A 21,509-nucleotide genomic window follows, 5' to 3' on the forward strand; every position below is an offset into this window, starting at 1 on the left:
AAAGTCTCGGGCGGACTCGCGAGGAATTCGGTTCCCCGCGGAGCCGCCCTTTCCATGCCCCGGGGCGGCTCTGGTGGAATCGCGTTCGGGCGAATGAATGGTTTTGCGTAAGGGTGACTGCCCTGCGCATCCCGAATTCGGTCTCTGAAGCCGTGAAAAATACCGGATTTCGGTGGGATTCGGGTAAGTTTGCCCACAATGCGAGACAGCGGCAGCTGCTAATAACTATTCATTGACCTGCATATTGCGCGGTTTTTGGGCGATCGACTGCCAACTGCAGCAAATATCGCGTCCCCGGAAGAATGCAAAAATTGCGTACATGACCACGCACAACATCGCACCGGGCGCCACACGTCCGACGCTGCGCCAGCAACTGGGTGCCCGCAAGCCTATCGAGTCGTTCATCGCCGAGGCCGGCAACGGGACCGGCGACGGACCCAAGCTGCGCCGCACGCTCGGGCTGTTGCACCTGACCATGATCAGCGTCGGCGCCACGCTGGGCACCGGCATCTTCGTGGTGCTCTCCTCCTCGGTGCCCATGGCCGGGCCCGCGGTGTGGATCTCCTTTGCCATCGCCGGACTCGCGGCACTCTTCGCCGCGCTGTCCTACGCAGAAATGGCCGGCGCGGTCCCGGTGTCCGGGTCCAGCTACACCTACACGTACGCGACCATGGGTGAGGGCCTGGCCTGGATCTGCGGATGGTGCCTGGTGCTCGAGTACGCGGTCTCCGTGGCGGCGATCGCGGTGGGTGCCGGAGAATACCTCAATGAGATGGCCCGCTCGCTGGGCATCGACCTGCCCGCGGCACTGACCAATCCCCCGGGCAGCGACGGCGGCGTGTTCAACATCCCCGCCCTGCTGATCGTCCTGTTCGCCACGGTGTTGCTGGTGCGCGGCACCAGGGAATCCGCCATGGTCAACACCGTGCTGGTCTTCATCAAGATCGCGGTGTTGGTGTTCTTCATCGTCATCGCCTTCAGCGCCTTCACCTCCGGGAACTTCGACCCGCTGCTGCCCATGGGCACCGCCGGGGTCTCGGCGGCAGCTGCGCGCCTGTTCTTCTCCTACATCGGCTTCGACGCGGCCTCCACGGCCGGCGAGGAAGCGAAGAACCCGCAGCGCGACCTGCCGCGGGCCATCGTGCTGTCCATGGTCATCATCACCGCGTTGTACATCCTGGTGGCCATCGCCGCGATCGGCGCCCGCCAGTGGACCTGGTTCGAGGGCAAGGAGGCCGCCCTGGTGCAGCTGCTCGAGGAGGTCACCGGGCAGGGCTGGGTGGCACTGCTTTTTGCCGCCGGCGCAGTGCTGGCCATCGTCTCGATCGTGATCACCGTGCTCTACGGCCAGACCCGCATCCTCGTGGCGATGAGCCGCGACGGCATGGTGCCGGCGGTCTTCGGGCGGATCAGCAAGCGCAACGGCGCACCGGTGGCCGGAACCTGGATCACCGGCGGCATCGTGGCCCTGGTGGCCGGTCTGGTTCCGCTGGGCCAGCTGGCCGACGCGACTTCCATCGGCACGCTCTTCGCGTTCTCGCTGGTGTCCCTGGCCGTGATCTTCCTGCGCCGCACGCAGCCGGAGCTGCCACGTACCTTCAAGGTGCCGCTCTACCCCCTGACGCCGATCCTCGCGATCCTCTTCTGCGGCTACCTGATGCTGAACCTCGGGGTCACGACCTGGGTCGTCTTCGCGGTGTGGATGGTCATCGGCGCCGCGATCTACCTCGGCTACGGACGGCGCAACTCGAAGCTTGCCGCCAACTGGGACACGTTCCAGCAGGGCTAAAGGCCTCGCCGGGCAGGCGGTACCGCCCCTCGGGACCGAGTCGTCGGCGGGGGCGGCGGCATCTTGCGACGGACCGGAACCGCTCCGACGATGGTTTGTCCCGGGCCCGTCGGCCACCCACTCCGTGGATCCGTGGCTGGTGGACCTAGAGCTGCGGCGGGTGGACCTAGAGCTGCGGCCGTTCCTTGCCGTCAGGGAGGGGGCGGCCCCGGCGCAACGGGATGGAGCACGCCGCGGCCAACGCCACCATGCAGGCGCCGTAGATCAGGTTATTCAAGGCGAATGCCACGCGTTCGCGCCCGGTGGGCGGGGATGGCAAGAAGAACTTCGGACCGATCGCGGCCAGCAGCGGAATGTGCCCCGCGACGATCGTGCCGGCGGCAATCCGTGCCCAGAGCGGACCGCGGCCGGCCAGCACCATGCCGCCGGCCATGCCCAGCAAGGGGGTCGCGATGGCGTTGGACCCCTCGCCGGTTTCAATGAGTTTGCGCATGAGTCCGGGAAGCGGCAGCGTGCAGGCCGCGAAGACCAGCGGGCTGGCCGAGTACAGGTCCAGGTTTCGTTCCGGGGCGACCGCGCGCAGGTCGGCACTGCGCGCCAGCAACGCGCCCGTGATCGCCCCGGGAAGCATGATCCCCACCATGGTGTTCCGGGCATTGGTCCGCGCGGCGTCGCCGACGAGGTTCCTCATGTAGATGCGCATTGTTGCCGACCACAGCAGTCCGGCGGCAGCTCCCAAGATTGTGCTTCGCATCGTCCCTCGCCCTGTTCCATTGATGGTGGGTCCGATGATCCTCCCAGGCCTCCTTGGGCACAATGGGTGGCTGGCGGGAATCGAATGCGTCTGGCGACGGTTGTACCCCGGTGATGGAACTCGTCCTTTACACCTCCGCCTTTTGCGCACCGTGCGTGCGTGCCCGCTCCGTGCTCGGGAGCGCGGAAAAACTACTGCCGCAGGCACACTTCCGGGAGGTCGATGTGCCGTCGAACCTCGAGACGTCCGAATCCGCCGGCATCGTGTCGACCCCGACGCTGGTGGTGCTCCGCGAGGGCACCGAGGTGTTCCGGGCCTCCGGGGTGCCCAGCGTGCAGCAGGTGCTGGCCGCCGCGGCGCTGGCCCTGGACTAGCTCCACGGGCTGCCGGCCCTCACCTCGCGGCAGTGGCGCGCTAGCGCAACCCGCCGGCCTGAAGGTTCCTCAGGTAGCCCAGGGAGTCGGCCGCGAGCGCATCCTGGCTGCTGGCCAGCGGCCGCCAGATGGACGCGTTGCCGGGCACGAACGATTCGAGGCAGAGCGGCCCGGTGAAGCCGGCCAGGTCCAGCGCGTGGATGAAGCCGTGCCAATCGAAGTGGTCGGCGCCAACCGCCCCTCGGTCGTTCCCGCTGACCTGGACGTGCGCGATGTGCCCCATGGCGCGGGCGATGGCCGCAGCGATGTCCCGTTCCTCGATGTTCATGTGATAGCTGTCAAGGAGCATGCCCAGGCCCGGGCCCAGCAGTGGCTCGAGGGCGTCGAAGGCCTGATCGACGGTGTTGATGAAGCTGGTTTCGTAGCGGTTGAGCGGCTCGATGGCCAGGGTGACGCCGCGGCCCACCGCACGGTCAACCAGCGGGGCGAGGCTGGTGCGCAATTGCGCGTAGGCGGCCTCTCGTTCGGACTCGGTCATCGCCCAGGTGCGCCCGGGCGACGCGTAGAGCGGACCGGCGAGCGTGATGGCGCCGAGCTCGGCGGCCGCATCGATGCACGCCCCCAGGTATTCCTGGGTGGCAGTGATTTCCGCTTCGGGGGCGGCAACCAGGTTCCGGCCCGGGGTCATCACCCCGACGAGCACCGGGGCCAGTCCATGGCGGTCCAACAGCTCGCGGGCGGCAGCGGCATCCCAGTCGCCCGGGTTTTCCAGGGGCAGCTCGATGGCGTCGAAACCCAGGCGTGCGGCATGTGCCGCCAGCTCGGCGAGGGATGCGTCGGTGAGCCGCGGGGTCCACACCCGGGTGCTGACGCCAAGACTGCGTTCCATGGTGGTTCTCCCTTGCCTCGGCGTATCCGTTGCGTTTGTCCGCGGGCGCCGAAGATGCGCCAACGTCCCTGGTGCCAATGCTACGTGCGGCCCGCTGCCCCTGCCAGTGCGGGGGCGGGCACGGTGGCGCCGGCGCCCGGCCGAGGGTCCGCGGCGCGCCGCCGGTTCGCGGTGCGGGGATTTATTGTGAACAATGGGTCAGTGATCCCCTCGCCTGTTGAACCCGCCCCCGCCGCCTGCCTTCGACGCATCGTCGCCGATTCCTCGGACCGGATCGCGTGGCTGCGGGCCCGTTCGCAGGGCATCACCGCCACCGACGCGGCCAAGCTTTCCACCCCGAAGTCCATCCAGTCGGCGGCCTGGGACAAGCTGCACGGTTCTGGCTTCGGCGGGAACCCGTACACCGACCACGGACGGGCACGCGAACCGGTGATCGCCGCATGGGTGCAGGAGAACTTCGGGATCATGCCCTCCACCCAGCTCTTCCACGCGGCGGAGAACCACATCCACCTGGCCACCCCCGACGGGTTGGGGATCCGCGAGGCCGGGCGCGTGGAGCTGGCGGAAATCAAGACCACCAACAAGCCGTTCAAGACGATCCCGCGGAACTACCTGCGGCAGGTGTTCTGGCAGCAATACGTGCTCGGCGCCGAACGCACGCTTTTTGTATGGGAGCCGCACAAGGACTTCGTCCCGACCCATGCCGAACCGCTGACCCGCTGGGTCGACCGGGACGATGCGGCGATCAGGGACCTGATCGCCAAGGCCGACGAGATGGTGGCGATCCTGCGCGAACGCACCGCCGCGGCCCGGGACCGCGCGGATTACGGACCTGCCGCGCTGCACCTCTAAGTACGGCCGGGCGGTCAGGCCGGGGTCGCGCCCGGCATCATGGGCTTGGGCAGCGTGTCGGGATAGTCCCTGCCCAATTCGGCGATCAGGTGCTCGCGGACGTAGTTTCGCAGGTCGTAAAGGTCCCCGGGGTTCCTGGCGCTGAGCGCAATCGTGATCTTCAGGATGCCGCCGATGGCATCGGTCACGTTCAGGTTTCCGGTGCGCCCGTCCCACAAATCGGTGGAGGCGAGCAATTGCTCGGTGCGTGTGCGCAGGTGCTCGATGGGCGCGTTCCAGTTCAAGTCCAGCAGTACGAAACCGCTGATCTCGGTGCTTCGGCGCGACCAGTTCTCGAACGGGGTCGTGGTGAAGTAGGTCGAGGGGATGATCAGCCGTCGCCCGTCCAGCAACAGCACCACCACGTAGGTGAGCGTGATTTCCTCGATGGATCCTCGCTGGGTCTCCACCACCACGGTGTCGTTGACCCGGATCGCATCGGTGAAGGCGATCTGCAGCCCGGCGAAGACATTGGCCAGCGAGGATTGCACGGCGAGCGCCGCGACCACGGAAATCAGGCCGGCCGAGGCCAACAGTCCGGCGCCCAGCGCCCTGACCTCGGGAATCGTGAGCAGGGCCCCTGCAACCGCCAGGGTGATGATCAATGCGCCGACCACCCGGCGCAGCAGTCCGACCTGCGTTTGGATCTTGGCCAGTCGCCGGGGGTTCCCGTCGTCCTCGCGATACTTGGCCAGGAGGATGTCCTCCAGGATTCCCATCGCGGCGATCAGCAGCCAGGCGATGGAGCTGATCAGTCCCAGCAGCAGCAGGAACTGCCAGAGGGTGACCCACTGGTTCGGGGCGAAGGACACCCCCACGGCGATCTTGGTGATGGAGAAGGCCAGGGTGAGCAGCAGCGGCATCCGCCGCAGTCGCCGATCGGGTGCAAGCCCCTGGATCCGGTGGAGCATGCGGTTGAGAATGAACGACACGACCACGGTGATGAGCACGGCGGCCAGTAACCCGATTGCAACCACAACCCACGGTCGGATGGTCTCCGGTAATGCGTTCGTGTTCTCCACAACCTCGTTCAGGGCGTCGTCCAATGTTCCGGTGGCAAAGATCTGCATATCAACAGGTTGTCATACGCCCATGGGCGAGCGCTGGATATCGCCGTACGACGTCCGTCATATCTCCTGTGTGTTGCAATGCCATCGATTGTGCATAACCCCCCTTGCGGCGCCATTTCCCGGCGCGCATGCTGATTTCACCACCCACCTCCACCCGAAATTTCGCCCCTAGCGAGGAACATCATGAAATCCAGGATCACCGCCGGCCTGGCCGGCGCACTACTCATTGCGGGACTCGGCATCTCCCCCGTTTCCCCCGCGGCAACCGCCACTGCGGTCACGGCACCGTATTGCGGCATCATGTGGGGCTCGGTCGCCGACTCGGTCGCCGGATACTCGTCCGCCACGATCACCAACGTCCGCACCGGCCGCCACGCCTGCTTTGACCGGATGGTCATCGACCTCAAGGGCAAGGTGAAAGGCTACGACGTGCGCTACGTCAACGCCGTCTACACCGAGGGACAGGGCAAGTTGGTCCCGCTGTCAGGGGCCGCGGACTTGCGCATCATCGTGAAGGCACCGGCCTACACCAGCTCCGGGGTCCCCACCTACAACCCGGCCAACCGGACCAACGCCAAGAACGTTTCCGGATACACCACCTTCCGGCAAATCGCGTTCCTGGGCAGCTATGAGGGGCAGACTTCCTTCGGCTTGGGCGTCCGCGCCCGGCTGCCGTTCCGCACCTTCGTGCTCACCGGCACCGACGGGACCAGCCGCCTGGTGATCGATGTGGCCCATCGTTGGTAGGGGGGTGCGGGAACCCCGCGGGCACCGGTCCGGCACCACGGTCTCGTGGCGCCGGGCCGGTGCCCTTTCCCTGCACGCCTTTCCCGCCCCGCCCCGCCCCGCCCCGGCCAAGGGGGCGCAACGGGGACGCGGCCGCGGGACTTGGATGACAAAACGGCGTCATCCGGGACGCGGCGCAGGCGGATGTGACACGATTCATCCATGAGTATTGCCCGCCCGTACAAGCAAGTAGACGTCTTCTCCTCCTCCCCCTACACCGGCAACGGCCTGGCCGTGGTGCTTGACGGCGAGGGGCTCAGCGATGCGCAGATGCTGGGCTTCGCCAATTGGACCAACCTCGCCGAGACCGTGTTCCTGCTGCCGGCAACGCACCCGGACGCCGACTACCGGGCACGGATCTTCACCACCACCACCGAGCTGCCCTTCGCCGGACACCCCACCCTGGGGGCTGCGCACGCCTGGCTCGAGGCCGGAGGGGTGCCCAAGAACCCCGCCGGGTTGATCCAGGAATGCGGGGCCGGGCTCATCGAGGTCCGCCGCGTCCCCGGCGAGGACCCCGAGTCCCTGGCGTTCAAGGCCCCGCCGTTGATGCGCACCGGCGAGCTCGAAGACGATGTGCTGGAATGGGCGCTGGGCGGGCTGGGCATCAAGCGCGAGGACGTGCTGGCGCACCAATGGCTGGTCAACGGGCCGAACTGGGCAGGGCTGCTGCTGCGCGATGCGGACCTGGTGCTCTCCCTGGAGCCTGATTATTCGGCCCTTGCCGGGCTGGAGATCGGGGTCATCGGCCCGCACACCGTCGGCGGGGTTCCCGCCCGTTCCTACGACCCGAATGTGCCCGAGGCCCGTCCGGCAGGTGCGCGCGAGGAATTGCGCCCCGTTTCCGCCGCCGACGAACGCCGCGGCGCCCAGCGTTTCCGCAACGTCGTCACCGGGGCGCCGGCCGACTACGAGGTGCGCGCCTTCTGCCCCGGCGAGGGCCTGCAGGAGGACCCTGCCACCGGATCCCTGAATGCGGGCTTCGGCGAGTGGCTCACCGGGACCGGCCTGGCCCCCGCCTCCTACACCGTGCGCCAGGGAACGCGGCTGGGCCGATCGGCGATCCTGCACGTGGATTCCGACGCCGCCGGCGTGTGGATTGCCGGGCATTCGGTGACCTGCATCGACGGCGTCGTCAACCTGCCCTAGGCGCAAAAAACAGTGCACTGTGAGGTGCGGCTCAAGTGTCTGTTGCTGCGCTGCGCCCGGGCGTAAACTCGGGCGGTGAATGTGAACCAGCGCGTGGCGGATACCGAAGCGGACAAGCGTGCGTGGGGTGCCCTGTGGGCGCTGGCCATCGGCTTCTTCATGATCCCGGTGGACTCCACCATCGTCTCCACTGCCATGCCGGCGATCATGAACTCCCTGGACACCGACATCAACGGCGTCATCTGGGTCAACAGCGCGTACCTGCTGGCGTTCGCGGTGCCGCTGCTGATCACCGGGCGGCTGGGAGATCGATTCGGCCCGCGCACCATCTACCTCATCGGCCTGGTCGTTTTCACTGTATCCTCGCTGTGGTGCGGGCTCGCGGGCGACGTCACCACGCTGATCGTTGCGCGCGTGGTGCAGGGACTGGGCGCCTCGCTCATGAGCCCGCAGACCATGACGTTCATTACCCGGATGTTCCCCTATGCCCGGCGTGGCGCGGCCACGGGCCTGTGGGGCGCGGTGGCGGGCATCGCCACGCTGGTGGGCCCGATCCTGGGCGGCATCTTCGTCGACACCCTGGGCTGGGAATGGATCTTCTTCGTCAATGTGCCCATCGGCGTGCTGGCGATCTGGCGGGTGCTTCTCAAGGTGCCCGAACTTGAGCGCCATTCGCACTCGTTCGACTGGCTGGGCGTGGGCCTGAGCGCCGTGGCCATGTTCGCCCTGGTCTTCGGCATCCAGGAGGGCAACACGCATCAATGGGGCCCATTCCTGGGACCCCTCGGATCGTGGCACCTGATCGGTGGCGGAGTGGTGCTGCTGGGGCTGTTCATCTGGTGGCAGGCCGCCACCCGCGCCGAGCCGCTGGTGCCGCTGCGCCTGTTCAGGGACAGGAACTTCTCGCTGGCAAACGTCGCCATCGCCTTCATGGGCCTGTCGATCACCGCCATGAGCTTCCCGATGATCCTCTACCTGCAGTCGGTGCGCGGTCTCACCCCGACGCTCTCGGCCCTGATGCTCGCGCCCATGGCGGTCGTTGCCGGCGCGTTGGCCCCGGTGATCGGCAAGAACGTCGGGAAGGTGGAGGCCAAGTACTTCGCAATCCCCGGATTCTTCCTCTTTGGCGCCTCGATCACCTGGTACGGACTGGTGCTGCGCGCCGACACCCCGTTCTGGCTCTTGCTGCTCCCGCCGGTGTTCATGGGGCTGGGCTCCGCCATGATCTGGCCCGCGGTCTCGCTGACCGCCACCCGCGACCTGGGCCAGGCGGATGCCGGTGCCGGATCCGGGGTCTACAACACCACTCGGCAGGTAGGGGCGGTGCTGGGCTCGGCGCTGATCGCGCTGATGATGGAATCGCGCATCGCGGCGGAATCCGAAAAGGCGGTTGCGGCGCTTGCCGCCGACGGGCCCGCCTCCGTGGTGACAGGCTCCCTGGCCGAGCCGGGAACCGGGGCCGCAGTGCCCGAGTTCCTGCACCAGGCCTTCTCCCTGGCCCTGGGCCAGGCGCTGCTGTTGCCGGGGATCGTGGCCATGGCCGCGGCCCTGCTGGCCGCGATGTTCCGCAAGGGCGCGCGCAGGAACTGACCCCGCACGCGCCCCCTCGCGGGCGCGGCACGGGGACTACTTCTTGGCGGCGACTTCCTTGATCTTGGTCTTGTGCTTGCCGCGGCCGAAGACCAGGGCGATGGCGATGCCGGCGAGCCAGAAGTCCTTGGCCATCGGCACCCCGTTGGGCGTCGGGCGGATGCCGTCTGACTCAGTCAGCCCCGGGGTTTTCAGGTAGGTGGCGACCAGCCCTGCCGCGAAGGCGCCCAGTCCCAGGCCGGCCATGCGCGAGGGGATGAACGGGGTGAGCAGGGCGGAGCCCACGGCGATTTCCCCGGCTGCCAGCGCCTTGCCGAAGAGCGCGGGTTCAATCTTGTTGACCTGCGGGATGGCGTTGGCGGTCATGGATTGCAGGCCCTCGGCGGATTCGGCGGGCATCCGCAGCTTCCCGATGCCGCTGTTGAGGATGTAGGCACCCGAGACGAGTCGTAGTGCGGCGTTGGCAATGTTGAAGCCCATGGTGTTTTTCTCCTGGTCGTGGGTCGCGGTTCTGCTACTTCTCACCCCACCCTATGGTTTGGCCCTCCGCCACGGCTAGAGCTCCCCCGGTGTGGCGCGGGGCAAGTGTGGGTGCCGGCACGGCCTGTGGCTTGAAACACATTCGCGCAATCCGGCGTCCTCCAGGGGGTGGGGGAAACGGGTGGCGTGCTAGATTCGCGTTCATGATCACCTCCTCCGCGGTTCCCGATGCCGCGCTGCGCCTGCTTGTGGAAAAGGGCTTCGACGCCACCAGTGTCGACGCGCTGGCCCAGGCTGCGGGCATCTCTCGTTCCACCTTCTTCCGGCGCTTCGGCTCGAAGGAGGAAATGGTCTTCGCCGACATGGAGACCATCATCCACCACCTGGAAACGGTGCTTGCCACCTCCTCCGCGGGCCCGGTCCGCTCCCTGGTCAACGCGGGACTGACGGTCTTTGATCAGCACACCGCCCGGCCCGAGGCCGCCGAGCTGCGCCACCGGCTGCTGCTGGATGTGCCCTCGTTGCGCGACCGGGAGCTGGTCTCCATCCACCGCTATGAGCGCGTCTTCCGCAACCACCTGCGAGATCGGGGCCTGTACTCGCTGGCTCACGGGCGGGCCATGTGCATTGCCTTCGCGTCCGGAGTGGTCGCGGTGCACAACGACCACCTGCGCCGCTGGCTGCGCCACCCCGAGGAGGCCCGCCGCCCGGAGCTCGAGAGTGAGCTGAACGCACTCGGCGCCCTGTACGCTCCGGTGCTCGAACCCCAGGAATCGGTTCCCGCCCCGGAGCCGACCACGGTGGTCATCACCATCGCCGGCGGCGCCCCGGACACCGAGGCGGTGCTCTCCCAGGTACGCGAGGCCTTGAATAATGTCAGGAGCTGAGCAACAGACCGCCCGCGCAACCGAGGCACGACCGCACACGACAACAACGTTGCGCGATGTGCTGCCCTGGCCGGTGATCACCGAGCGCTTGGAACTGCGCCCGGCGGCTGCCCGGGATGCCGAGGCAACATGGACCTACCGGCAACTGCCGGAGGTCTCGCGGTGGGTCACCACCACATGGGACGACTTTGCGTCGTACCGGGTTTCCTATGATGACCCTGCGCATCTTCGCGAGCGGCTGGTGGTGGTGGAGTTTGATGGCTACGTCGTGGGCGAGGTAGTGATTCGCCGTCAGGATGCCTGGTCCCAGACCGAATCCAAGAATGCCGCCATGAGCGCCGAGGCGGAACTTGGCTGGTCATTGAATCCGGCCTTCTCCGGGCGCGGACTTGCCAGCGAGGCAGTGGCTGCGGCGCTGCGAATAGGTTTCGAGGAGTTGGGTCTGCACCGAGTCCATGCGCGTTGCTTCAGTGCCAATGTACGCTCGTGGAAGCTGATGGAACGCCTCGGGATGCGCCGGGAGGCTCACCTGGTGGCAGGCGCCCTGCACCGTGATGGCACCTGGATGGACGGTTACTGCTACGCACTGCTTGAGACCGAATGGCAGGCACAACCCACCAAATGAAACGCAGTGCCTTGACCTGACACTGAGTTCCAGTATGCTGGTGCCCTAGCGACATTTCCGTCGACATCGAAAGGGCACCAGCCACGCCATGAGCATTGAAGCCAGCCTGAACACCGAATTCCCCGTGGGTGTCGTTGAACCCGAGTACGAGTTGTGGGGCGAGGTTGATGTCGACCCGGCCGGCTTGTTCGAAGATGTCAATGCCGCGGACCGCGAATACTGGGACCGCGCCCGTGCCTTCGGTCTTCAGGAGGTCCGCCCGGTCATCGACAAGTACTGGGACGCCGCCGACTACCCACTGGACTTGGCCAAGCGCCTGGGCGAGCTGGATTTGCTGCGCGACGGGCTCGCCCTCGAGGGCTACCCGGAGATGAGCGTACTGGCCGCCGGACTGGTGAATATGGAGCTCTCCCGCGCCGACGGCTCGGTGGGCACCATTGCCGCCGTGCAGGCAGGCTTGGCCCTGCGCTCCATCACCGAGTGCGGATCCCCCGAACAGATTGCTCATTGGGGCCCCAAGCTGGCCAATGCCGAGGTGCTCGGCGCCTTCGCCCTGACCGAACCCACCCACGGTTCGGACTCCGTCTCGCTGGAAACCCGCGCGGTGCGCGTTCATGGCGGGTACCGGATCAATGGCGAGAAGAAGTGGATCGGCAACGGATCCACCGGCGGGATCACCATCGTGTGGGCGCGCGATGAGGAGAACAAGGTCCGCGGCTTCATCGTGCAGCAGGAGTGGGAGGGCTACACCGGCACCACGATCGAGGGCAAGCTGTCCCTGCGCGCGATCTGGCAGGCGCATATCCGCATGGAGAACGTCTTTGTCCCGGATTCGCACGTGCTGCCCGGAGCCAACAGCTTCAAGGACACCTCCAAGGTCCTCTTCGCCACGCGCCTGGGTGTCGCCTGGTCGGCGGTGGGACACGCGACCGCCTGCTACGAGACGGCCGTGCAGTACGCGGCCCAGCGCATCCAGTTCGGCCGGCCGCTTGCAGCCAGCCAGATCGTGCAGGAACGCCTGGCCCGCATGCACTCGGAGCTTGCCACCATGCAGTTGACCGTCATGCAGGCCACCCGCCGCGAAGAGGCAGGCACGCTGACCCCGGTGCAGGCATCGCTGGCGAAGTTCACCTGCACGCGTCTGGCCCGCGGCATCGCGTCCAACGCCCGTGACCTGCTCGGCGGAAACGGCATCCTGCTCAAGCACCGGGTGGCGCGGCACATCGCCGACATCGAGGCGATCCACACCTATGAGGGCACCGAGACCGTGCAGGCGCTGATCATCGGCCGCTCGGTCACCGGCATTTCCGCTTTCGCCTAGGATCACGGCCGTGGCAAGGGCACCGCTGCGGTGCCCTTGCCATCAGCGCTTCCCGCCACGACCCGCTGCCGATCGACGATCTTTCGAATGATCATTGGATGAGCGAAACTCCCACGCCGCCGGCAGCGCGGTACGTGACCGAAATCCTGTCCCCGGCGATCCTGGTGAGCGTGCTGTTGCTGCCGCAGCCGTTTCTCACGCCGGGAACCAGCTGGCCCCAGGCCCTGGTTGCCTTCTTCTTCGTGACGGGACTGCCCTTTGGCGTGCTGCTATGGATGAAGCACCGCGGAAAGATCACCGATCACCACGTCGGCGATCGCCGGCAACGAGCACCGGTGATGGCGATGGCCGGAACCTCTCTGGTGGTCGGCGCCCTGCTGCTCTTCGTATTTGACGCTCCCCCAAGTCTTTTCAGTGCCGTGGGAACCATATTCCTGGATCTGCTCGTGTGTCTGCTGGCAAACCTCGTCTGAAAGCTTTCGGTCCACAGCGCGGTGGCGGCCTATGTGGCGTTGGAGCTCCTGACACCCGTGGGGCAGGTTGGCCCCGCGTTGGCGCTTGCCCTTGCCCTTGCGGCAACCGTGGGATGGTCGCGCATCGAGCTGAAGGACCACACCTCCACACAGGTGCCGGCCGGTCTTGTGGTCGGCTGCGCCGTGTATGCGGCAGGCCTTGCCCTCCCCTGGGCCCTGGGCCCCGACAATTTAGCTGTCGGAGCCTCCGGGCGCACCGCTCGGCGGGGTTCCGCCGGGTCCGCCGCTGGGTGGCGTTCCGCCCTGACCGCCGCCGCCAGGGGCACCGCCCCCGCCGGGACTCGCCCCTCCGGTCGGCGCGGTGCGGGTATCCACGCCAATATCCAGCACCACCTTGTAGCCGGTGGCGGTGTCCCCGGTGACGGTCGCCAGCTGGCTGGCCCCGCCGTCGTCGCCAAAGACGTTGTCGCTTTCCAGGGACACCTGGGCGAGGTTCTTCACCGAGGACTCGTACCCGGCGCCCGCGTAGACCATCACGGAAACGTCTTCGGGCAGGGCCACCTGCGAGACGGCAATGGCGTTGCCCGAGTCGGTGATCGATGCCGCGTCGGGGTAGACCTCGAAGTGGATGTGCGGCCAGCGCCCGGTGTAGCAGGCAGGAAAGATGCTGGTGAAGCGCACGGCGCCCTTCGCATCGGCGACCTGCACGCCCCGCAGGTAGTTCTCCTGCTCGACGGCCTGCGAGTACATCGAGTAGTTTCCGTCCCTGTCGCAGTGCCACACGTAGACGGCGACGCCAGCGAAGGCCGCCGAACCGTTAGCCAGGTCCTTGATGTTCAGTTCCAGGACCATGGGCACACCGGCGGCGGTGCCGCTGGCATCCCCAAAGCTGGAGCGGATGTCGCTGCGCACGATGCCGCTTTGCTCAAGCACGTCCGGGCCGTTGGACCCGTCGCCCGGGTAGGGGCCGGCTGTTTCGTCGGGGATCTCCCCCGCTGAGGTGCCCGAGGCGCCTGCGGCGTTTCCCGTCGTGCCCGTGGCAGTACACGCGGCCAGGCCCAGGGCGAGGGCGCCGACCCCGAAGGCCTTCAGCGCGCTGCGGCGCCCGAGCAGCGTCTGGACATCGAAGCCGAGCCCCTGGTCCTCGAGGTCCTCGCCTGGCCGCGGCAGGGCCCGTCCCTTGTAGCTCGGGTGGCCCGAAGTCGCTGGCCGGTTCGTGTGCTGGGTGTCCATGGGTTTGGGTCCTTGGTTCTGGGTTGGCCCCTGAGTGGAGCGCTGTCATTTGATGAATACATTAGAAGTCAGGGATTTGTCACGGCTGTGGCCCCGCCCAGAACGAGCCATGTGGCTTGGTGGCGGACGGGTTCCGCGTTCCCGTACACCTAGGGCCAGTCTCCTTGCCATCGGCTCTTCACTGAGGGTCACCGCCAGTAACATTGGCTGGGCACATGGTTTGTCCGCGTCTGCGCCCGGCCGGTTGTCGTGCTGGACGGAATCGGGTATCCGGCTTTTGGGGCGCCCCCGGACGGTGGACCACGCTGTCGGAGCATGCGTTGCGGGCGCACGTCCGCGGTAGGCCGGATCCGGGGCCTTACTTCGTATCCTTCCCGTGCGCTGCGCCGGCCGCCGGCACTGGCCGCGTAGGCTTCGGAGTGGGGTTGTCCCTCCCTATCCTCGGCGAAAGGCACCCATATGCAACGGCGAACGATCGTCATCACCGGAGCGAGCGATGGGATCGGGGCGGCGGCTGCACGCGCGCTCGGCCGCATGGGACACGAAGTGGTCGTGGTTGGCAGGAACAGGGAAAAAACCGCTGCCGTCGCCCGGGATATCCGCGCCGATCACTACCTCGTTGATTTCTCCGATCTCGACGAGGTCAGGGGCCTGGCGGCATTGCTGCTCCAGAAATACCCGCGTATCGACGTGTTGGCAAACAATGCCGGCGGCATCTTCACTCCCGTCCGCCAGCAGACCGCCGACGGGTTCGAGATGACCTTCCAAGTCAACTATCTTGCCCCTTTTCTCCTCACCCATCTCCTTCTTGAACGCCTCATCGCCTCGCAGGCGACGGTCATCAATACCTCCAGCGTGGCAAATCGGCTATACGGCAAGGTGGATTTTTCCGACCTGAATGCCGAGCGCAACTACGATCCCAATCGCGCCTATGGAAACGCCAAGCTGGAACAGATCATGTTCACGCGCGAACTGCAGCGGCGCTTTGGTGCGCAGGGCCTGGCCGCCGCGGCATTCCACCCGGGGATCGTCAGCACAGGATTTTCCCGCGCCCCCGGCGCATCAATGGAAGGCATCTACGGCAATAGGTTCCTCTCCAGGTTCCTCGCAACGCCGAAGAAGGGCGCCGACACGCTGATCTGGCTTGCCGCCGAGGACAGCGGAAGCACCTGGCCCTCCGGCGAGTTCTTCACCCGTCGCAAGGTCGCGCAAACCAATCCGCAGGCCAACGATGCGCCGCTTTCCCGGGATCTGTGGAATCTGACCGAGAAACTCCTCCAGATCGGGTGATCCCACCGGCAGGGGTGCCGGGGTTCCGGGGTGAACACCCGAGGCCGCGTGCTAGGTTTCAGAAATGACTCTTCGATTTAAGGACCGTCTGCGGATACTGACCGCTTCTGCAGGACCCTTGCCCGCTAAACGCCGGGTTGCAGGCATTATCCTCGGTTCATTACTGGCCTTTGCCGGCGTGAGCCACCTGAGTTTTGCCCGCAGGGAGTTCCGGTCGCTGGTTCCCGATTGGGTGCCGGCCGACAGGGACGCCGTGGTTGTCGCTTCGGGCGTGGCGGAGATTGGGCTCGGAGCCGCGCTCATTGCCTTGCCGCGCCATCGCGTTCCCGTGGGATTGGCCGTGGCCGCGTTCTTCGTCGCGGTCTTTCCCGGCAACATCGCCCAGTTCCTTGAACGCCGGGAGGCCTTTGGGCTGGATAGCGATGCGGCCAGGCTGTCGCGCCTGTTTTTCCAGCCACTTTTGGTGATGTGGGCCGCGTGGTCAACCGGCGTCGTTGGGGCCCTTCGCCGCACCAGGCAGCGCTAGGCAACAACCGTTCGGTGATTCGCCGCGGATGCCGGAACCTTGGGTCCTACGCGCCGGCCATCCGCTTCTTGACGTGCTTGGTTGCCGGTGCGGTCCACGGGTCCTCGGGCCACGGGTGCTTGGGGTAGCGGCCCCGGTTCTCGGCCCGCACCTGCGTGTAGGGGCCGGACCAGAAGGACGCCAGGTCATCGGTGACGGCCAGCGGCCGGCCGGCCGGGGAAAGCAGGTGGAAGAGCACCGGCACCCGGCCGCGCACCAGCGCCGGGGAGACCGCCAGCCCGAAGCACTCCTGCAGTTTCACCGCCACGACCGGCGGGGCTTCCGGCTCGTCGATTCCCGGGTAGGCGATGCGGATCTTGGACCCGCTGGGCACCGCGAGGCGTTCGGGGACCAGTTCATCCATGGCGGTGGCCTCGGGCCAGGGCAGCAGGCGGCGCAGAGCGTCGGTGAGGTCCAGGGAGCCCGGGGATTTTCCCCCGGCGAGCGCCTCGAGTTCCGGGGCCAGCCAGTGATCTGCAGCATCCAGCAGCGACGCGTCGTCCATGGCCGGCCACGGGGAGCCGAGTTCGCGGTGCAGCATACCCAGCCTGCTGCGCAGCAGTTGCGCCGAGGGGGAGAATTTCAGCATCCCGAGTCCCCGCTCCCGCAACGCGACCAACACTGCGTCCCGGCCCTGGGCGCGGGTGGGGGGCATGGGGGTGCTGGAAAGTTCGATGGCGCCGAGTCGGTGTTCCTTGCGGGCGGACAGCTTGCCGTTGGCAAAGACCGTATTGACGGCCTCGGTTTCCAGGTGGGATGCGGCGAGCAGGGCCGTGCCCGCGTCGATGGGGGCGGCGGCGCGGATCAAGGCCCCGGTGCCTGCCGCGTCGCGGCCCGCGGCCCGGGCCACCTCGGCGACGGCAATCCAAGGGTGGTGGGCCAGCGGGCTGCCGGCCGGCAGGCCCGCGCGGGTCCCCGAAGCCAGCAGGTAGGTGGTGCCGGTGGCGTTTTCGACCCTGCGGGCCACCTGCCCCGGATAGGCAAGTGCGGTCACCAGGCCAAGCTCGAGACCGGAGGCAAGGTTTGTCGCTGCGTCGATTCCCGCTCCCTTGGAGCTTGTTTCCTGCCGGGCGATCCGCTCCAGGCGCGAACTTTCGCGTTTCCAGGCGGCTGCCTGCGGATGTTGGCCGTTGCGCAGGGCAGCCAGCAGCGCGCCGAGGTCGGCGGCCTGGGCCCGGTAGTCCCCGGCCAGCAGGGCGACAATTTGTGCGACCGGCCCGGCGCCCAAGAGCGGGGCTCCATTAAGCAGGGCACGGCCCAGCCGGGGGTCGGCCGGGATCAAGGCCAGACGGCGGCCCAGCACGGTGGCGTGCCCGGCCTCGTCGATCGCGCCCAGCTGGGCCAGCACCGTGGTGGCCGCCTCGAGGCTTGAGGCCGGCGGGGGCTCGGGCAGGTGCAATCCTGCACCTCCCGGTGCGCCCCAGCAAGCCAGGACCAGGGCCGCGGAGGCCAGATCCGCCACGGTGATTTCGGCCCGCGGATGTGCGGGGGCCGCGGCAAAGCTCTTTTCGGCAAAGCAGCGCACCACGGTGCCCGGCCCCTGGCGCGCGGCACGGCCGGCACGCTGGATGCTCGAGGCCCGCGAAGCGGAGACCGTGACCAGCCCGCTCATCCCCCGGGCGGCGTCCCGGCGCGGTTCGCGGGCCAGCCCCGAGTCGATGACCAACCGCACCCCGGGAACGGTGAGTGAGGACTCGGCCAGCGACGTGGAGACGATGATGCGCGGCGCTCCCTGGGGTTCGCGCCCGGAAACGGCACGGTCCTGCATCGCGGGAATGATCTGCCCGTGCAATTCCAGCACCTCGGTGTCACTCGCCCGGGCGCGGATCTGCGCGGCGACGTCGGCCACTTCCCAGGCACCGGGCACAAACACCAGCGCATCGATGGATTTGTCCCGTGCCAGCGCCTCGGCGTGGGCGGCCGCGGCGGTTGCGGCCACGTGGGTGAGGAAGGTGCGCGAGACCCCGCGGTCGGTCAGCCGGGGCGCAGCCGCAGGTGCCCAGCGGGTTTCCAGGGCGTGCAGCGCGGCGGGGCAGTCAATGATCGGGGCGGCTCCCGTCCCTGTGGCATCGCCCAGCAGCTGGGCAAAGAGCGGGGCGTCAAGGGTTGCCGACATCGCCACCAGCGTGAGGTCCCCGCGCAGTTCGTGGACCTCACGCAGCATGCCCAGCAGCAGGTCGGTTTCCAGCCCGCGTTCGTGAACCTCGTCGATGATGACCGCGTCAATGGATTCCAGCCCGGGGTCCGCCAGCAGCCGGCGCAGCAGGATGCCCGGCGTCACGAATTCAATGAGGGTTCCCGGACCGGTGGTGTTTTCCCCGCGCACGGTGAATCCCACGCGGGTGCCCAGGGCGCTGCCATCCAGGGAGGCCAGGCGGCGGGCGGCGGATCGGGCGGCAACGCGGCGCGGCTGGGTGACCAGGATGCGGGCTTCTCCCCCGGTCCGCGCACCCACCAGGTTGGCCACCAGGGGCGGAACCAGCGTGGTCTTCCCGGTGCCCGGCGGGGCCTGAATGACCGCGGTGCCGGATGCCCCGCCGGCCTCAAGCGAAGCGGCAAGCTCCGGCAGGGATTGGGCAAAGACCAACCCCTGGCCGATGGCTGCCAGGTCGAAGTCGTTGTTCTGCCGGGGCTTTTCTGGCCGGATCCGCTGCGTGCTCACCTGCCCCATTATCCAGTGTTGCCGCGCCGCCCGTGGTCAGGCGGTGCGGCGGCGCAGCGTCATCGATCCCACGACGATGGCAGCCAGGATCCAAGCGGCAACGAACCCGATCCGCAGCCAGATGTATTGCGCGTCCTGGTCGTCCCGGGCCACGGCGTTCAGCGCATCGATGGCGTGGCTCAGCGGCAGCCAGTCCCCGATTCCCTCCAGGACATCTGGCAGCTGGTCGCGGGGCAGGAAGATTCCGCCCAGCAGGATCTGCGGGAAGACGAACGCAGGCATGAATTGCACGACCTGGAATTCGCTGCGGGCAAAGGCGCTGGCCAGCAGGCCCAGCGAGGTCCCCAGCAGCGCGTCGGCGATGGCCACGGCGAACAGCAGCCCCAGGTTCCCGGCGACCTCCAGCCCGCAGACCCACACGGCAAAGCCCACGGCGATCGCAGTCTGGACCACTGACAGCACCCCGAAAGCCAGCGCGTATCCCAGGATGAAGTCGGCCTTGCCCAGCGGGAGGGACAGCAGGCGTTCAAGGGTGCCGCTGCGCCGTTCCCGAAGCGTGGCGATGGAGGTGACCAGGAACATCACGATGAAGGGGAAGAGCGCGATCATCGCCGGGCCGATTCTTCCGAAGACCGGGGTGTCGGTGAAGATCCAGGCGACCAGGCCCACCAGCAGCGCGGGGACCAGCAGCAACAGGGCCAGCGTGCGGTGGTCGTGGCGCACCTGGTTCAGCACGCGCGCGGTCGTGGCCAGGATGCGCGGGATGTTCATGGGGTCCCTCCCGTGGCACGGTGCTTGGGAACATGCGCTTCGCTCGGCTCGGAGTCCGGCGCCCCGGAATCCCGTGCACCGCGGATCAGCGCCAGGAAGGCATCCTCGGCGTTCGTGGTTCCGGTGCGCTCCAGCAGGCCCGCCGGTGTTTCCTGGGCAATGATCTCGCCCTCTCGCATCAGCAGCAGGCGGTCGCATCGGGTGGCTTCGTCCATCACGTGGCTGGAAACCAGCAGCGTCACGCCCTCGGCGGCAAGTTCGGCAAACAATTTCCACAGCGCCACGCGCAGCACCGGGTCCAGCCCGACCGTGGGCTCGTCCAGGACCAGCAATTCGGGTTCGCCCAGCAACGCGATGGCCAGCGAGAGGCGGCTGCGCTGGCCCCCGGAGAGGTCCGCGGCCATGTTCTTGGCCACCGATCCCAGGTCGGTGCGCTCGATCACCTCGGCAACCTGGGCGGCCGGGGCGCCGACGATCCTGGCGAAGTAAGACAGGTTCGCGGCCACCGGCAGGTCGTCGTAGATGCTGGCCTCCTGGGTCATGTAGCCCACCCTGTGGCGCAGCGCCGCGGACCCGGCGGTGTCCCCCAGCACCGTCACCTGTCCGTCGGAAATGATTTGGGTGCCCACGATCGAACGCATCAAGGTGGACTTCCCGCAGCCGCTTGGACCGAGCAGCCCCACGACCTCGCCACGCGGGACCAGCAGGTCAAGGCCGGACAACACGAGGTTCTTCCCGCGCAAGACCTTCAACCCGGTGATCGAGATTGCCGCCGATGGATCGTCCATTCCACGAGTCTTCCCGCAGTTCCATCCCCGGTCAAGGGGCAAATGACCATGCTTCCCGTGAGCGTTGCATTCCCTTTTCGGACAGCGCTGTGTCAGGCTCAGGCTGGGCCCCCGAGAGGCGCCGAACCAACCCGGCAGTCCTTTCAGGAGCACATGGTGAACGAGCCCGACGGATCAAGTTCCGTTGGTTTCCGCTCCGCGGTGCGCGAGGTCACGCTCGCGGAAGGATCCTCCAGTGCGTGCACCGATGACCTTGGTCGACACGGCGTCGGACAGAGAAGGGCAGTCCCGGCCACTGCTCCCGGTGGCCGGAGCGCTCAGGAATTCGCGCGCAGGAACGGCAACACTTCATCCAGGATCGGCTGCGGCGGGAACAACGTTCCACCGTGGGTGCGCCCTTCCAGCTCCACCAGACGGGCTTTGGGCATCACCGAGGCCATGACCCGGGAGTGGTCGATGCGCGGCACATCCCGGGTTCCGGTCATCAATAGCGTCGGGGTGGCCAGCTGGTGGAGCAGGGTTTCGCTGACAGCGCTGCCGGCCTCGGTGGATTCGAAGTACGCTGCCAGCGCCAGGGCGTCGTTGGAGGCAAAGGCAAGCCGGGTTGCCGGATCGAGCTTCCCGCCACCGGCTTCCATGCCGACAATGAACGCGTTCATGTCACCCGTCTTGAGCGCCTCGAGGTAACCCTCGAAGAAGAGCGTGCTGATGTGCTGCGCCTCGATCGCGTGGGTGCCTCCGAGCATGGTCAGGGAGCGGACCATGGACGGGTTCTTGACGGCCAGCGACAGGCCCACGCGCGAGCCGAAGGAGTAGCCCACGATGTGGATCGACTCGTGTCCGGTCGCCGCCAGCACGGCCTTGACGTCCTCCAGGACCAGGTCCATGGCGTAGGCGGACGGTTCGTGCGGCTTTCCTGATCTTCCGTGCCCGCGAAGGTCCATGCGGATGGTGTCGAACTCGGGCTCAAGCGCTTTCACGTACCCCAGCCCGCGCCAGATGGAGCGGGAGAGCGCGGAGCCGTGCAGCAGCAAGACCGGTGGGGCCCCTGTGTCGCTGGCGTCATAGTAGATAGTCTGGGCATCAACCGGGTTCACTGCGTGGGGCATGATATTGAGCTTA

At 67.4% G+C, this 21,509-nt stretch carries 21 protein-coding genes; 12 read left to right on the forward strand and 9 right to left on the reverse strand.

Annotation, left to right across the window (positions count from 1 at the left end; genetic code table 11):
- Positions 1-319: 319 nt before the first annotated feature.
- Complete coding sequence (locus ACLQ7E_RS02120) at positions 320-1,789, forward strand: amino acid permease (protein ID WP_411730896.1); 1,470 nt, start codon at positions 320-322, stop codon at positions 1,787-1,789.
- A gap of 166 nt (positions 1,790-1,955) precedes the next feature.
- Here ACLQ7E_RS02120 and ACLQ7E_RS02125 read toward each other — a convergent pair whose 3' ends face one another.
- Positions 1,956-2,543 carry a hypothetical protein gene (locus ACLQ7E_RS02125; protein WP_411730897.1) on the reverse strand — a complete coding sequence of 196 codons (588 nt, stop codon included), beginning with the start codon at positions 2,541-2,543 and terminating at the stop codon, positions 1,956-1,958.
- A 113-nt stretch (positions 2,544-2,656) separates the two neighbouring features.
- On the opposite strand from ACLQ7E_RS02125, the gene ACLQ7E_RS02130 reads away from it, so the two are divergent.
- Complete coding sequence (locus tag ACLQ7E_RS02130) at positions 2,657-2,917, forward strand: thioredoxin family protein (RefSeq protein ID WP_411730898.1); 261 nt, start codon at positions 2,657-2,659, stop codon at positions 2,915-2,917.
- A gap of 40 nt (positions 2,918-2,957) precedes the next feature.
- Here ACLQ7E_RS02130 and ACLQ7E_RS02135 read toward each other — a convergent pair whose 3' ends face one another.
- Complete coding sequence (locus ACLQ7E_RS02135; RefSeq protein WP_411730899.1) at positions 2,958-3,806, reverse strand: sugar phosphate isomerase/epimerase family protein; 849 nt, start codon at positions 3,804-3,806, stop codon at positions 2,958-2,960.
- A gap of 186 nt (positions 3,807-3,992) precedes the next feature.
- Between ACLQ7E_RS02135 and ACLQ7E_RS02140 the strand changes: the two genes are divergently transcribed.
- Entirely contained in the window at positions 3,993-4,658 is a 666-nt protein-coding gene (locus ACLQ7E_RS02140) for a YqaJ viral recombinase family protein (RefSeq protein ID WP_411730900.1), read from the forward strand.
- 14 nt (positions 4,659-4,672) lie between these two features.
- Here the strand turns inward: ACLQ7E_RS02140 and ACLQ7E_RS02145 are convergent, their stop codons facing one another.
- Positions 4,673-5,767: a mechanosensitive ion channel family protein gene (locus ACLQ7E_RS02145; protein WP_411730901.1), complete on the reverse strand. Its 1,095-nt coding sequence runs from the start codon at positions 5,765-5,767 to the stop codon at positions 4,673-4,675.
- Positions 5,768-5,950: 183 nt separating this feature from the next.
- Between ACLQ7E_RS02145 and ACLQ7E_RS02150 the strand changes: the two genes are divergently transcribed.
- The 3 genes from ACLQ7E_RS02150 (at position 5,951) to ACLQ7E_RS02160 (ending at position 9,292) form a co-directional block, all read left to right on the forward strand.
- On the forward strand, positions 5,951-6,514 hold the full coding sequence (locus ACLQ7E_RS02150) for a hypothetical protein (protein WP_411730902.1): 564 nt from the start codon (positions 5,951-5,953) through the stop codon (positions 6,512-6,514).
- Positions 6,515-6,715: 201 nt separating this feature from the next.
- Positions 6,716-7,702: a PhzF family phenazine biosynthesis protein gene (locus ACLQ7E_RS02155; protein ID WP_411730903.1), complete on the forward strand. Its 987-nt coding sequence runs from the start codon at positions 6,716-6,718 to the stop codon at positions 7,700-7,702.
- A 93-nt stretch (positions 7,703-7,795) separates the two neighbouring features.
- Complete coding sequence (locus tag ACLQ7E_RS02160; protein ID WP_411730904.1) at positions 7,796-9,292, forward strand: DHA2 family efflux MFS transporter permease subunit; 1,497 nt, start codon at positions 7,796-7,798, stop codon at positions 9,290-9,292.
- Between the two features lie 36 nt (positions 9,293-9,328).
- Here ACLQ7E_RS02160 and ACLQ7E_RS02165 read toward each other — a convergent pair whose 3' ends face one another.
- A complete protein-coding gene (locus ACLQ7E_RS02165; RefSeq protein WP_411730905.1) occupies positions 9,329-9,817 on the reverse strand; it encodes a hypothetical protein in 489 nt (162 codons plus the stop codon).
- 158 nt (positions 9,818-9,975) lie between these two features.
- Here ACLQ7E_RS02165 and ACLQ7E_RS02170 point away from each other — a divergent pair, with 158 nt between their 5' ends.
- The 4 genes from ACLQ7E_RS02170 (at position 9,976) to ACLQ7E_RS02185 (ending at position 13,078) form a co-directional block, all read left to right on the forward strand.
- Positions 9,976-10,659, forward strand: coding sequence for a TetR family transcriptional regulator (locus ACLQ7E_RS02170; RefSeq protein ID WP_411730906.1), 684 nt, complete (start codon positions 9,976-9,978; stop codon positions 10,657-10,659).
- On the forward strand, positions 10,646-11,284 hold the full coding sequence (locus tag ACLQ7E_RS02175; RefSeq protein ID WP_411730907.1) for a GNAT family N-acetyltransferase: 639 nt from the start codon (positions 10,646-10,648) through the stop codon (positions 11,282-11,284). The genes ACLQ7E_RS02170 and ACLQ7E_RS02175 overlap by 14 nt, the downstream gene beginning before the upstream one ends.
- Before the next feature lie 88 nt (positions 11,285-11,372).
- Positions 11,373-12,605 carry an acyl-CoA dehydrogenase family protein gene (locus ACLQ7E_RS02180; RefSeq protein WP_411730908.1) on the forward strand — a complete coding sequence of 411 codons (1,233 nt, stop codon included), beginning with the start codon at positions 11,373-11,375 and terminating at the stop codon, positions 12,603-12,605.
- A 98-nt stretch (positions 12,606-12,703) separates the two neighbouring features.
- Complete coding sequence (locus tag ACLQ7E_RS02185; protein WP_411730909.1) at positions 12,704-13,078, forward strand: hypothetical protein; 375 nt, start codon at positions 12,704-12,706, stop codon at positions 13,076-13,078.
- A gap of 231 nt (positions 13,079-13,309) precedes the next feature.
- On the opposite strand, the gene ACLQ7E_RS02190 is transcribed toward ACLQ7E_RS02185, so the two are convergent.
- A complete protein-coding gene (locus ACLQ7E_RS02190; RefSeq protein ID WP_411730910.1) occupies positions 13,310-14,311 on the reverse strand; it encodes an intradiol ring-cleavage dioxygenase in 1,002 nt (333 codons plus the stop codon).
- Between the two features lie 459 nt (positions 14,312-14,770).
- On the opposite strand from ACLQ7E_RS02190, the gene ACLQ7E_RS02195 reads away from it, so the two are divergent.
- Entirely contained in the window at positions 14,771-15,601 is an 831-nt protein-coding gene (locus ACLQ7E_RS02195) for an SDR family NAD(P)-dependent oxidoreductase (RefSeq protein WP_411730911.1), read from the forward strand.
- A 64-nt stretch (positions 15,602-15,665) separates the two neighbouring features.
- On the forward strand, positions 15,666-16,127 hold the full coding sequence (locus ACLQ7E_RS02200) for a hypothetical protein (RefSeq protein WP_411730912.1): 462 nt from the start codon (positions 15,666-15,668) through the stop codon (positions 16,125-16,127).
- Positions 16,128-16,173: 46 nt separating this feature from the next.
- Here the strand turns inward: ACLQ7E_RS02200 and hrpB are convergent, their stop codons facing one another.
- The 4 genes from hrpB to ACLQ7E_RS02220 form a co-directional block, all read right to left on the reverse strand.
- On the reverse strand, positions 16,174-18,837 hold the full coding sequence (gene hrpB / locus ACLQ7E_RS02205; protein WP_411730913.1) for an ATP-dependent helicase HrpB: 2,664 nt from the start codon (positions 18,835-18,837) through the stop codon (positions 16,174-16,176).
- Between the two features lie 27 nt (positions 18,838-18,864).
- The gene (locus ACLQ7E_RS02210; RefSeq protein WP_411730914.1) at positions 18,865-19,599 is read right to left on the reverse strand and encodes an ABC transporter permease; all 735 of its coding nucleotides are present in this window, start codon (positions 19,597-19,599) and stop codon (positions 18,865-18,867) included.
- The gene (locus tag ACLQ7E_RS02215) at positions 19,596-20,387 is read right to left on the reverse strand and encodes an ABC transporter ATP-binding protein (RefSeq protein ID WP_411730916.1); all 792 of its coding nucleotides are present in this window, start codon (positions 20,385-20,387) and stop codon (positions 19,596-19,598) included. Before ACLQ7E_RS02215 ends, ACLQ7E_RS02210 begins: the two co-directional genes overlap by 4 nt.
- A gap of 317 nt (positions 20,388-20,704) precedes the next feature.
- Positions 20,705-21,496 carry an alpha/beta fold hydrolase gene (locus ACLQ7E_RS02220; protein ID WP_411730917.1) on the reverse strand — a complete coding sequence of 264 codons (792 nt, stop codon included), beginning with the start codon at positions 21,494-21,496 and terminating at the stop codon, positions 20,705-20,707.
- Positions 21,497-21,509 lie beyond the last annotated feature (13 nt).

Source organism: Paeniglutamicibacter sp. (genome assembly GCF_046714615.1).
GTDB lineage: Bacteria > Actinomycetota > Actinomycetes > Actinomycetales > Micrococcaceae > Paeniglutamicibacter.